Source organism: Pseudomonas sp. GLN_2 (assembly GCF_043106005.1).
Classification (GTDB): Bacteria; Pseudomonadota; Gammaproteobacteria; order Pseudomonadales; family Pseudomonadaceae; genus Aquipseudomonas; species Aquipseudomonas alloputida.
In genome coordinates, this window is sequence record NZ_JBICMC010000013.1 from 119,826 (window position 1) to 131,352 (window position 11,527).

Genomic DNA, 11,527 nt, shown 5'->3' on the forward strand with positions numbered 1-11,527 from the left:
ACCACCGATGTGTGCCCACCACCAATCTGTGTAGGAGCGGGTTTACCCGCGAAGAGGCCACCCCTGCAATAGTGAAGCGTTACTGCTGGGCCACCTTCTCCGACTTGCCGTCATAGCGCTTGCGCCATTCGGCCAGAATCTGGTCACGGTTTTTAGAAGCCCAGACAAAGTCGTTCTTGATCAACCGCTGGTCATAATCCGCCGGTAGCTCGGTCTGCGGCTTGGCGATGCCCGGCGCGGCCAGTACGGCGAAGTTTTCCTTGTACAGTTCCATGGCCGCCGGGCTGGCGGAGAAATCGGCCAGGCGCTTGGCTGCATCCGCCTTGGGCGAGCCTTTGATCACTGCGGTTGCCTCGATCTCCCAGCCCAAACCCTCCTTTGGCAACACGATGTCCAACGGCGCGCCTTGGCGCTTGAGCTGAACGGCCGGGTATTCGAACGAAATTCCGATCGGGAACTCGCCCGCCGCCGCCAACTTGCACGGTTTGGAGCCGGAATGGACGTACTGGCCGATGTTCTGGTGCAGCGCATCCATGTAGGCCCAGCCCTGCGGCTCGCCAAAGGTTTGCAACCAGGCACTGACATCCAGGAAGCCGGTGCCGGACGAGGCCGGGTTGGGCATGACAATCTTGCCTTTGTACTCAGGCTTGGTCAGGTCCTGCCAGCTCACCGGTTTGCTCAGGCCCTGTTTCTCGGCCTCGATGGTGTTGAAGCAAATGGTGGCGGCCCACACGTCCATGCCGACCCAGGCTGGCGGGTTGGCGGCGTCGCGATAATTGCCGGAAATCTTGCCCAGGTCCTTGGGCGCATAGGCTTCGAGCATGCCGTTCTGATCGAGGATGGCCAGGCTCGATGCCGCCAGCCCCCACACAGCGTCGGCTTGCGGGCGCTCTTTCTCCGCCAGCAGCTTGGCAGTGATGATGCCGGTGGAATCACGCACCCACTTGATCTCGATATCCGGGTTGGCTTTCTCGAAGGCCTGTTTGTAGGTTTTCAGCTGCTCGGCTTCCAGGGCGGTGTAGACCGTCAGCTGGGTAGCAGCGGCCGAAGCCTGCAGGCTGAACACGGCGGAAACGGCAGCGGCAAGGGCAAGGTGCTTGTGCATGGGTAGGTTCCTTTCAGGTCAGACGGTCGCGGCGCGTTGGCGCCAGGCTTGGGAGCGGCGCAGCAGGCCGCGCGAGGCTGCAGCCAGCAGCAGTGAAGCGCCGGCACTGGTCAGCAGGATCAAGGTGGACATGGCAGCGGCCCCGCCAACGTTGCCGGCGTCGTCCATGTTCAGCACGGCAACGGCAGCCAGGAGGGTGTCGGGGCTGTACAGGAAAATCGCTGCCGACACGGTGGTCATTGCCGATACGAACAGGTAGCGGATGATGTCCAGCAGTGCCGGCAGGCAGATCGGCACGGTCACGCGCAGGAAGTGCCTGTACAGCGGCGCTTTCAGCGACAGCGCGGCGGCCTCGAACTCGCCGTCGAGTTGGCGCAGGGCGGTGGTCGCGGTCATCTGCGCGGTGGTCAGGTAATGGGCAATGGTGCACACCACCAGCAATCCCATGCCGCCGTACAGCACATGCAACGGGTTACCGTTCAGATTGAAGAAGAATACATAGCCCAGGCCCAGCACCAGGCCCGGCACGGCCATGGGGATGAAGCTGAGCAGGCGCAGCGCATGGTTGAGCAGGCGTTGGCCCTGGGTCTTCTCCATCAGGTAGGCACCGGTGAAGATCACGATGCTGCCGATCAGTGCGGTGCCAATGGCCATGGTCACGCTATTGCGGTAGGCCAGCCAGCCGCCACCGGCAGTGTCTTCGAACAGGTAGTGGCGCAGCGACAACGACAGGTTGTAGGGCCAGAAAGTGACCAGCGAGGAGTACACCGCCATACCGATCACCACCAGCAACGCCGCGCACACCAGCAGCACAATGGTCAGGAAGCAGGCATCACGACCGCGTGATGGCTTGGGTTCGAACACCTGCGCACGGCCACCCATGGCCTCGCCCTGGCGTCTACGCAGCCAGGCGTCGACGGTAAAGCTGAACAGGGCCGGCAACAGCAGCACCATGCCGATCAGCGCACCACGGCCGAACTGTTGCTGGCCCACCACCGCCTTGTAGGCTTCCAGCGCCAGCACTTGATAGTCACCCCCCACCACGACCGGTACACCGAAGTCTGTGATAGTTAGCGTGAATACCAGGCAGAACGCCGCGAATACCGCCTGGCGCGAGGCCGGCCAGGTGATGCTGGTGAACGCACGCCACGAGCCTGCCCCCATACTGGAGGCCGCATCGAACAGGCGAGCATCGGCCAGTGACAGTGCCGACAGCAGAATCATCAGCGCATGCGGGAAGGTGTAGATGGCCTCGCCCAGCACGATGCCCCAGAAGCCGTAGATATTGTCGCTGAGCAACCCACGCAGCAGGCCCTGATTGCCAAACAGGTAGACCAGGGCGATCGCCGGCAGCATCGACGGTGCCAGCAATGGCAGCAGCGAAATCCCCCGCCACAGGCCCTTAGCCGGGATCAACGTGCGTTGCAGGGCAAAGGCGAACAAATAGGCCAGCGGTACCACAATGGCCGCGACAGTGAAGGCCACCGACAGGCTGTTGCCAAGCAACCAATGGAAGCTGGCGCTGGTGAACAGTTCACGGGCCGCCAGCAAGCCACCGCCCTGGCCCACTTCACCGCTGAAACCACGCCAGAAGATCGCCAGCAACGGCATCAGCACGGCCAGCACCAACAGAATCAGCAGCAGGCTCTTGCCGCCGATGACGAACAGCCGGTCACCCAGGGCGATGCCAGCACGCGGCGCGACGTTGGCCTGGCTCAACGGCAGGGACATTGGCGCGGCCATCTCAGGCAAACACCTGCAGGCTCTGCGGCGGCAATGCCACCCAGATGTCCTGCGAACCCAGGCGCGGCATGGCCTCGGGTGCCAGTTCGGCCAGCAGGGCATGGCCTGGCAGGGCCTTGAGTTCAAAGCTCATCCGGCAGCGGTTACCGAGGAAGGTGATTTCGCGGACCATGGCCGGGAACAGGTTTTCTTCGTGCACCACCGGGTTGACCGTGATCGCCTCCGGGCGGCAGAACAGCCGGCCACTGCTGGCCTGGGCTGAACCCGGCGCCAGGCGCATGTTCATGTCCCCGACCAGGGCATGGCTGTCGCTGCGGCGCTGGAACGGCAGCCAGTTGCCCTGGCCGACGAACTCGGCCACGAACGGCGTGGCCGGGTGGTCATAGATTTCCTGCGGGGTGGCGTACTGCTCGACCTGGCCGTTGTTCATCACCGCGATGCGGTCGGCCATCAACATGGCCTCGTCTTGGTTGTGGGTAACCATCAACGTGGTGATGCCCAGTTGGCGCTGCAGCTGACGCAGTTCGGTGCACAAGTGCTCGCGCACCCGGGCGTCCAGCGCCGACATCGGCTCATCGAGCAGCAGCAGCGATGGCGACGGTGCCAGCGCGCGGGCCAGGGCCACACGTTGCTGCTGGCCACCGGAGAGCTGGCCTGGGTACTTCTTCTCGCTGCCAGACAGGCCAACCAGTTCGAGCATTTCGGCCACCCGCTGACGGGCCTGCTCGCGACCACTGCCCGTCAGGCCATAGGCGATATTGGCTTCGACGGTAAGGTTGGGAAACAGCGCATAGGACTGGAACAGGATGCCGTAGTCCCGCGCCTGGGGTGACAGCTTGGAGATATCGCGTTCGCCGATGTACAGCGTACCGCGGTCCTGGCGCTCCAGGCCGGCAATGCAGCGCAGCAGCGTGGTCTTGCCACAACCGGACGGGCCGAGCAGGCACACCAGTTCGCCCGCGGCGATGTCCAGCGAGACATCGTTGAGCGCCGTAAAGGCACCGAAGCGCTTGTGGATGTTGCACACTTTTATCTGTGCGCCGGAGGTGGTGTGGTTCATGGCATGGCCTCATCGAAGAGATGGGGCCATGCTAGGCAGGCTGTGCGAAGGTTCTGTGGCTTTAAGGCAAAAGCCGGTGATAGTGGTATAGGCAGATTTAGTAGTGGCCTGTGCCGGCCTCTTCGCGGGTAAACCCGCTTCTACAACGGCATGCATGTTCGCGGAAAATGCAGGCACGCGGGTACGCTGAAATGTAGGAGCGGGTTTACCCGCGAAGAAGCCAGCAAAAATCTAGAACTGCGAACCGGCCACTTCCTGCGCCACCCCCAGGAATGCCGCTGGCAACCGGGCCTGGCGCCGTTCCTTCAGGCAATACAGGTACTCGTGCATCACCGGCGCATTCTCCAGCGCCAGCACCCGGAGTTCGGGGTTGTGCGGCACCTCATGGCGGGCAATCACGCTGATGCCGATATTGCGCAGCACCGCTTCGCGAATCGACTCGCGGCTGCCGATTTCCATCAGGGCGCCGGCCTTGACCCCGGCCTCCTGCATCATCTGCTCGGTCAGCTTGCGTGTGGTCGAGCCCTTCTCGCGCATCAGCAGGCAATGCCCCGACACCACCTCGATCGACACCGTCTGGCGTTGGGCCAGAGGGTGGTTGCGGTGCACCGCCACCACCAAAGGGTCAGTGCCCAGTATCCGCCGCACCAACCGCGCGTCCTCCACCCATTGCGACGACGCGGCAATATCCACCCGGTAATCCTCGAGCATTTCCAGCACCTGCTGCGAGTTGCCGATCTCCACCGCCACTTCAACCTGCGGCAAGCGTTCGCGATAGATCTTGACCAGGTCGAGAATGTAGTAAGGCGCAGTGGCCGCAATGCGCAGGCTGCCCTGGGCCTGACCACTGTTGCGCAGCTCGAACTCAATGTCGGCTTCCTGCTGCAGCAGCGCCTTGACCATCGGCAGCAGGCGTAAGCCCTCCTCGCTCAACACCAGGCGCCGCCCGCCGCGGTAGAACAACTCCACTGCATACTGGCCTTCCAGGCTGCGGATCTGCGTGGTCACCGTGGGCTGGCTGAGGCCAAGCTTCTTCGCCGCCTGGGTGATGCTGCCCAGACGGGCCACCATGTAGAAGGCCTTCAGCTCGGAACTCAGCATGCACGTCCTCTATTTGCGCAAAAGGCGCAAGCCGTTGAACACCACCAGCAAGCTCACGCCCATATCAGCGAACACCGCCATCCACATCGTGGCCATGCCGGCAAAGGTGATCGCCAGAAATATCGCCTTGATGCCCAACGCCAGAACGATGTTCTGCATGAGGATCGCCGCACTTTGGCGCGACAGCCTGACGAAGGCCGGGATTTTGCGCAAGTCATCGTCCATCAGCGCCACATCAGCCGTCTCGATGGCGGTGTCGGTGCCGGCAGCAGCCATGGCAAAACCGATTTCGGCGCGGGCCAGCGCCGGGGCGTCGTTGATGCCGTCACCGACCATGCCTACCCGATGGCCTTGGGCGTACAACGCCTCAATGGTTTTCAGCTTGTCGGCCGGCAACAGGTTGCCCTCGGCGCGGTCGATTCCCACCACGGCGGCAATGGCCTGCGCAGTATGCGGATTGTCACCGGTCAGCATGACAGTCTTGATACCCAGTTGATGCAATTCGGCGATCGCCTGACGGCTGCTGTCCTTGACCGTGTCGGCCACGGCGAACAGTGCCAGAGGGCCGGATCGGTCGAGCAGCAGGACCACGGTCTTGCCCTGGCGCTCCAGCGCATCAAGCTGGGCCTCCAGCGCTGGCGAACACAGCCCCAGTTCCTCGACCAGGCGGTGGTTGCCCAAGTGGTAGACCTCACCGGCGATGACACCACGCACGCCACGCCCGGCCAGGGCGGCGAAGTCACTGACCTCGCTCAAGGCCAGGCCTTGCTGCTTGCCGAACTCGGCAATGGCGCGGGACACCGGGTGGTCCGAACGCTCGCCCAGGCTGGCCGCCAAGGCTTGCGCACGGTCTTCGAACAGCGGCGCCAGCACCTTGGCGTCGGTCTGCACCGGCTTGCCATGGGTAATGGTGCCGGTCTTGTCCAGGGCCAGGAAATCCAGGTGGCGGCCACCCTCCAGGTACACGCCACCCTTGATCAGGATGCCTTTGCGCGCAGCGGCGGCCAGGCCACTGACGATGGTCACCGGGGTCGAGATCACCAGCGCGCAGGGGCAGGCCACCACCAGCAGCACCAAGGCGCGGTAAACCCAGTCGAACCAGGCGCCAGCCATGAACAGCGGGGGCAACAGCGCCACGGCCAGGGCAATGGCAAATACCACCGGGGTGTAGATACGCGAGAAACGGTCGACGAAGCGTTGGGTAGGCGCCCGCGCGCCCTGCGCTTCCTCCACAGCCTTGATGATCCGCGCCAGGGTCGACTGCCAAGCAGCAGCGGTGACGCGAAACTCCAGCGCCCCCGCCTGGTTGATGGTGCCAGCGAACAGCTTGTCGCCCACCCCCTTCTCCACAGGCAGGCTTTCGCCGGTAATCGGCGCCTGATCGACGCTGGATTGCCCGCTGGTCACTTCACCGTCCAGGCCGATGCGCTCACCGGGGCGCACCCGAACCAGTGCGCCGATGGCCACCTCACGCACTTCCAGCTCGCGCCACTGGCCATCGGCCTGCTGCACCGTAGCCACGTCCGGGGTCAGCTGCATCAACCCGCCGATGGCATTGCGCGCACGGTCCAGCGAGCGCGCTTCGATCAGTTCGGCAACGGTGAAGAGCACCATGACCATCGCCGCCTCCGGCCACTGGCCGATCAATACGGCCCCCGTCACGGCGATACTCATCAGCGCATTGATGTTGAGGTTACGGTTTTTCAGGGCAATCCAGCCCTTCTTGTAGGTACCCAGGCCGCAACCGAGGATCGCGGCAAGCGCCAGTCCCGCTACCACCCACTCAGGGGCCAGTGCAGCAAAGTGCACGATTTCGGCGGCGATCGCGGCGACGCCCGACAATGCCAGTGGCCACCAGCGGGCCTTGGCCGGTTGGGGCACGCTGGCGCTGCCGTCGTCCTGGGCGGCAATCGGCTCGGCCTTCATGCCCAGGCTGTCGATAGCCCGCTCGATATCGGCGGTGCCGTCCAAGGTGTGGCGCACGCCAAGCACGCGGTTGATCAGGTTGAATTCCAGCTGTTCGATACCGGCCAGCTTGCTCAGTTTGTCCTGAATCAGGGTCTGCTCGGTGGGGCAGTCCATGGCATCGATGCGGAAACGACTGAGTTGTGCCTGGGCACTGGCCGTTTCGCTCAGTTGCACCAGCGGCGGCGCGGCTTTGGCGCCGCAGCAGCTGTGGCCGTGGGCAGCATGGCCATGGTCGTCATCAACATGAGCGTGATCGTGCGGATGCTTGTGTTCGTGGCTGACAGGCTGGTTCATGGGGTCATCCTTAAATTGAGCCTGTTGCCAAGTGAACACCCTGTAGCCACTATAGGGTCAAGCCACTTGCTGGAGATTTCGTGATGAAGATCGGAGAACTGGCCAAAGCCACCGACTGCGCGGTGGAAACCATCCGCTACTACGAGCGTGAAAACCTGCTGCCAGAGCCGGCGCGCAGCGAGGGCAACTACCGGTTGTACACCCAGGCCCATGTGGAGCGGCTGACCTTCATCCGCAACTGCCGCACGCTGGACATGACCCTGGACGAAATTCGCAGCCTGCTACGCCTGCGCGACAGCCCCGACGACGCGTGCGGCAGCGTCAATGCGCTGATCGACGAGCATATCGAGCATGTTCAGGCGCGGATCGATGGCTTGGTGGCATTGCAAGAGCAGCTGGTGGAGCTGCGGCGGCGCTGCAACACGCAGGGGAGTGAATGCGCGATCTTGCAGCAACTGGAGACAAACGGGGCGGTATCGGTACCGGATACCGAACATTCGCATGTGGGGCGGAGTCACGGGCATTGAGCCAAAAGCTTCGCGGGTGAACCCGTTCCCCCAGGGACCGCGCACGACTTAGGCCTGTGCAGTACCCTGTGGGAGCGCGTTCACCCGCGAAGAGGCCAGTTCACACAATGGAGATCTATCAGACCGCCATCGGCGCTGTCATCGGCGCATGGTGCTCATAGCCTTCCAGCCAGAAATCACTCGGTTCGATCTTCTCCAGCCACTCCGGCTCGTACTTACCAGTCTCGGCAAACGACGGCACACGGTCGCTGATGACCAGCTTCGGCGCTTCCAGCGGCTCGCGCTTGAGCTGCTCGTTGAGCATGTCCAGGTGGTTTTCATACACATGGGCATCGCCGATGAAGTAGGTGAACCAGCGCGGTGTATAGCCGGTCAGGCGGCCAAACAGCGACAGCAGCGCCGCGCCTTCGGTGAGGTTGAACGGCGTGCCCAGCCCCAGGTCGTTCGAGCGGATGTAGAGGGTCAGGGAAATTTCCCTGGTCTCGACATTCGGGTGGAACTGGTACAGCAAGTGACACGGTGGCAGTGCCATTTCGTCCAGTTGTGCGCAGTTCCAGCCGTGGAACAGGATGCGGCGGCTACCCGGGTCGTTGGCGATGGTGTCCAGGCACTGGCGCACCTGGTCGATCGCCTTGTACAGGATGACGAACGCGACGCCGTCCTCTTCATCCTGGGCAATACGGCGGAAACCGGCTTGCTCGGCCATTTCGATGGCCGCCGGGTTGCTCAGCGGGATGCGCTTGTAGCCCGGCCACTGGCGCCATTGCACGCCATAGATCTCGCCCAGGTCGTCATGGCCCTGACGGAACGGGTTGGCCAGCCACTGGGCGTTTTCGTTGGCGTTCTGGTCCCAGACCTTGCAGCCCAGCTCACGGAACTCACCGGCGTTCTTCACGCCACGCAGGAAACCGACCATTTCACCGATCGCCGACTTGAACGCCAGCTTGCGCGTGGTAATGGCCGGAAAGCCCTTCTGCAGGTCGAAACGCAGCATCGCGCCCGGCAGGCTGATGGTGCGGATGCCGGTGCGGTTTCCCTGCAACGTGCCGTTATCAATGACGTCGCGGACCAGGTCCAGATACTGTTTCATGGCTTACCTGTAGCAAAAACGGCAGGGGGATCGCCCCTGCCGTGGGATTAATCAGGCGGGTTTCGCCGTGGGCTTGCGATTATAAGCCCACCAGATCAGACCGAGGCCAGCCAGGATCATCGGCACACAGAGAATCTGACCCATGGTCAGCCAGCCCCAGGCGATGTAACCCAGCTGAGCATCCGGCACCCGCACGAATTCGACGATGAAGCGGAAGATACCGTAGAACAGCGCGAACATGCCTGACACCGCCATGGTCGGCCGTGGCTTGCGCGAGAACAGCCACAGGATGACGAACAGCGCCACGCCCTCAAGGGCGAACTGGTACAGCTGCGACGGGTGGCGCGGCAACTGGGCCGGGTCGCTGAACGGCGGGAAGATCATCGCCCATGGCACGTCGGTGGGTTTGCCCCACAGTTCGGCGTTGATGAAGTTGCCGATACGCCCGGCACCCAGGCCAATCGGCACCAGCGGGGCGACGAAGTCCATCAGCTCGAAGAACGACTTGTTGTTGCGCTTGCCGAACCACAAGGCCGCCAGCATCACGCCGATGAAGCCGCCGTGGAACGACATACCGCCTTTCCACACCTCGAAGATCAGCGTCGGGTTGGCCAGGTAGGCGTGCAAGTCGTAGAACAGCACATAACCCAGGCGCCCGCCGACAATCACCCCCATCGACAGCCAGAACACCAGGTCGGACAGCTTCTCGCGGCTCCAGGTGGGGTCGAAGCGATTCAGCCGGCGTGAGGCCAGCAGCCAGGCACCGCCGATGCCGATCAGGTACATCAGGCCGTACCAATGGATTTTCAGCGGCCCGATGGCCAGGGCCACGGGGTCTATCTGCGGGTAAGGCAGCATGGAACTTCCTCTCGATTCAAATCAAAAAGCTGAGGCCGACACAGAACAGCAGGGCTGCGAACAGGCGTTTCAACAAACGGGGCGACAGCTTGTGCGCCAGGCGCGCGCCGAAGCGGGCGAAAAACATGCTGGTCACGGCAATGCCGACCAGCGCGGGCAGGTACACGTACCCCAGGCTGTGGGGCGGCAGGTGCTCCTCGTGCCAACCCAGCAGCATGAAGCTCAGGGCACTGGCTACAGCAATCGGCAGGCCACAGGCCGATGAAGTGGCCACTGCCTGCTGCATGGGCAGGCTACGCCAGGTGAGGAACGGCACCGTCAGCGAACCACCGCCAATGCCGAAAATGGCCGAGGCCCAGCCAATCACGCCGCCTGCACCGATCAGCCCAGGTTTACCGGGAACGCCACGGCTGGCCTTGGGCTTGAGGTCAAGGGCCATCTGCGCGGCGATGACCAGGGCGAACACACCGATGATCTTTTGCAGCAGTGGGCCCTGGATCAGAGAAGCGGTCTTGGCACCGACACCGGCCCCCAGGAGGATGCCGACGGTCATCCAGATGAAGATCGGCCATTGCACCGCGCGCTTGCGGTGGTGCTCCCGCACGGCGTTGATCGAGGTGAAGACGATGGTGGCCAGTGACGTGCCGACGGCCAGGTGGGTCAGCACCGAAGCGTCGAAACCCTGCAGGGTAAAGCTGAACACCAGCACCGGCACGATGATGATGCCGCCGCCCACGCCGAACAGCCCGGCCAGCACACCGGCACAGGCGCCCAACAACAGATAGAGCACGAATTCCATTCGGCATCCCCTAGAAATCAATCCGGCATGGTAACGGAAGCCGGGCTGGGGGCTCTAGTGAACTCTGTGTCAGGATGGATCCGCATCGTTCCTGTGGGTACAGTGACAAAAAAACACAGAGGCCCAACCTATGTGCCTGATCGTATTTGCGTGGCGGCCGGGGCACGCCCTGCCGCTGATCGTGGCGGCCAACCGCGACGAATTCTATGCCCGCCCCACTCAGCCCCTGGCGGCCTGGGAGGATGCACCTGGGGTGCATGCCGGGCGCGACCTGGAGGCAGGCGGTACCTGGCTGGGCGTAGGCCCACAGGGGCGCTTTGCCGCGCTGACCAACATCCGCGACCCGGGCCAGGCGCAGGGGCCCCGCTCGCGGGGTGAGCTGGTGGCGGCGTTTCTGCAGGGCGAGCTAGGGGTTGAGGCTTACCTGGACCAGGTGGCCAGCCGTAGCGGGCAGTACTCGGGGTTCAACCTGCTGGTGGGTGATGGGCAGCAACTGGGTTATCTGCATGCCCGTGAGGCCACGCCGCGCCTGCTGAAGGCTGGGGTTTACGGGCTTTCGAACGCCGGGCTGGATACACCGTGGCCGAAGCTGGTGAAGGCACGTGACGGGCTGGAAAACCTGCTGGACACGCCGGAGCCGCACAGGCTGCTGGCTTTGCTCGCGGATAACGAGCCCGCGGCTGATGGTGACCTACCCGAAACAGGCGTGGGGTTGGCAACCGAGAAGTTGCTATCGAGCGTCTTCATCGCCAGCCAGAATTACGGGACCCGGGCGAGCACAGTGCTGATTGTGGATGATCAGGGGCAAAGGCGGCTGGTTGAGCGCAGTTTCGGGCCTTTTTGCGGGCATTTGGGGGAAATTGAGTTGTTGGCCTGAGCATCTGATGTTGTCTGTTCGGGCCTCTTCGCGGGGTAAACCCGCTCCTACCACGAACACACATCTGGGGTTGGACCCAGGCCGTTGTAATCGATGGACTCGCCC

The 11,527-nt window shown here is 63.3% G+C and carries 10 protein-coding genes; 2 read left to right on the forward strand and 8 right to left on the reverse strand.

From position 1 onward, the window contains the following. Positions 1–79: 79 nt before the first annotated feature. The 5 genes from ACF8Q6_RS03485 to ACF8Q6_RS03505 form a co-directional block, all read right to left on the reverse strand. On the reverse strand, positions 80–1,105 hold the full coding sequence (locus tag ACF8Q6_RS03485) for a putative 2-aminoethylphosphonate ABC transporter substrate-binding protein (protein ID WP_392489843.1): 1,026 nt from the start codon (positions 1,103–1,105) through the stop codon (positions 80–82). A gap of 18 nt (positions 1,106–1,123) precedes the next feature. Further along, the gene (locus tag ACF8Q6_RS03490) at positions 1,124–2,848 is read right to left on the reverse strand and encodes a putative 2-aminoethylphosphonate ABC transporter permease subunit (RefSeq protein WP_392489844.1); all 1,725 of its coding nucleotides are present in this window, start codon (positions 2,846–2,848) and stop codon (positions 1,124–1,126) included. A 1-nt stretch (position 2,849) separates the two neighbouring features. Beyond that, entirely contained in the window at positions 2,850–3,908 is a 1,059-nt protein-coding gene (locus ACF8Q6_RS03495; protein ID WP_108191129.1) for a putative 2-aminoethylphosphonate ABC transporter ATP-binding protein, read from the reverse strand. A gap of 231 nt (positions 3,909–4,139) precedes the next feature. Continuing rightward, a complete protein-coding gene (locus ACF8Q6_RS03500) occupies positions 4,140–5,009 on the reverse strand; it encodes a LysR family transcriptional regulator (protein WP_003249038.1) in 870 nt (289 codons plus the stop codon). A gap of 9 nt (positions 5,010–5,018) precedes the next feature. Then, entirely contained in the window at positions 5,019–7,271 is a 2,253-nt protein-coding gene (locus ACF8Q6_RS03505; protein WP_392489845.1) for a heavy metal translocating P-type ATPase, read from the reverse strand. A gap of 83 nt (positions 7,272–7,354) precedes the next feature. On the opposite strand from ACF8Q6_RS03505, the gene cadR reads away from it, so the two are divergent. Continuing rightward, the gene (gene cadR, locus ACF8Q6_RS03510; protein ID WP_003249034.1) at positions 7,355–7,798 is read left to right on the forward strand and encodes a cadmium resistance transcriptional regulator CadR; all 444 of its coding nucleotides are present in this window, start codon (positions 7,355–7,357) and stop codon (positions 7,796–7,798) included. 118 nt (positions 7,799–7,916) lie between these two features. On the opposite strand, the gene ACF8Q6_RS03515 is transcribed toward cadR, so the two are convergent. Genes ACF8Q6_RS03515 through ACF8Q6_RS03525 form a run of 3 tightly spaced genes read right to left on the reverse strand, consistent with a single transcriptional unit; the run spans position 7,917 to position 10,545 of the window. Then, a complete protein-coding gene (locus tag ACF8Q6_RS03515) occupies positions 7,917–8,888 on the reverse strand; it encodes a thymidylate synthase (protein ID WP_003249029.1) in 972 nt (323 codons plus the stop codon). Between the two features lie 51 nt (positions 8,889–8,939). Then, positions 8,940–9,746: a prolipoprotein diacylglyceryl transferase gene (gene lgt, locus ACF8Q6_RS03520; RefSeq protein WP_003249027.1), complete on the reverse strand. Its 807-nt coding sequence runs from the start codon at positions 9,744–9,746 to the stop codon at positions 8,940–8,942. A 16-nt stretch (positions 9,747–9,762) separates the two neighbouring features. After that, entirely contained in the window at positions 9,763–10,545 is a 783-nt protein-coding gene (locus ACF8Q6_RS03525; RefSeq protein ID WP_014861379.1) for a sulfite exporter TauE/SafE family protein, read from the reverse strand. A gap of 130 nt (positions 10,546–10,675) precedes the next feature. Between ACF8Q6_RS03525 and ACF8Q6_RS03530 the strand changes: the two genes are divergently transcribed. Continuing rightward, positions 10,676–11,422 carry an NRDE family protein gene (locus ACF8Q6_RS03530; RefSeq protein ID WP_392489846.1) on the forward strand — a complete coding sequence of 249 codons (747 nt, stop codon included), beginning with the start codon at positions 10,676–10,678 and terminating at the stop codon, positions 11,420–11,422. The last annotated feature ends 105 nt before the right edge of the window (positions 11,423–11,527 follow it).

Coding starts and splice junctions, on each gene's coding strand:
- ACF8Q6_RS03485 (WP_392489843.1), bottom strand. CDS start 1,105: ATGCACAAGCACCTTGCCCTTGCCGCTGCCGTTTCCGCCGTGTTCAGC.
- ACF8Q6_RS03490 (WP_392489844.1), bottom strand. CDS start 2,848: ATGGCCGCGCCAATGTCCCTGCCGTTGAGCCAGGCCAACGTCGCGCCG.
- ACF8Q6_RS03495 (WP_108191129.1), bottom strand. CDS start 3,908: ATGAACCACACCACCTCCGGCGCACAGATAAAAGTGTGCAACATCCAC.
- ACF8Q6_RS03500 (WP_003249038.1), bottom strand. CDS start 5,009: ATGCTGAGTTCCGAGCTGAAGGCCTTCTACATGGTGGCCCGTCTGGGC.
- ACF8Q6_RS03505 (WP_392489845.1), bottom strand. CDS start 7,271: ATGAACCAGCCTGTCAGCCACGAACACAAGCATCCGCACGATCACGCT.
- cadR (WP_003249034.1), top strand. CDS start 7,355: ATGAAGATCGGAGAACTGGCCAAAGCCACCGACTGCGCGGTGGAAACC.
- ACF8Q6_RS03515 (WP_003249029.1), bottom strand. CDS start 8,888: ATGAAACAGTATCTGGACCTGGTCCGCGACGTCATTGATAACGGCACG.
- lgt (WP_003249027.1), bottom strand. CDS start 9,746: ATGCTGCCTTACCCGCAGATAGACCCCGTGGCCCTGGCCATCGGGCCG.
- ACF8Q6_RS03525 (WP_014861379.1), bottom strand. CDS start 10,545: ATGGAATTCGTGCTCTATCTGTTGTTGGGCGCCTGTGCCGGTGTGCTG.
- ACF8Q6_RS03530 (WP_392489846.1), top strand. CDS start 10,676: ATGTGCCTGATCGTATTTGCGTGGCGGCCGGGGCACGCCCTGCCGCTG.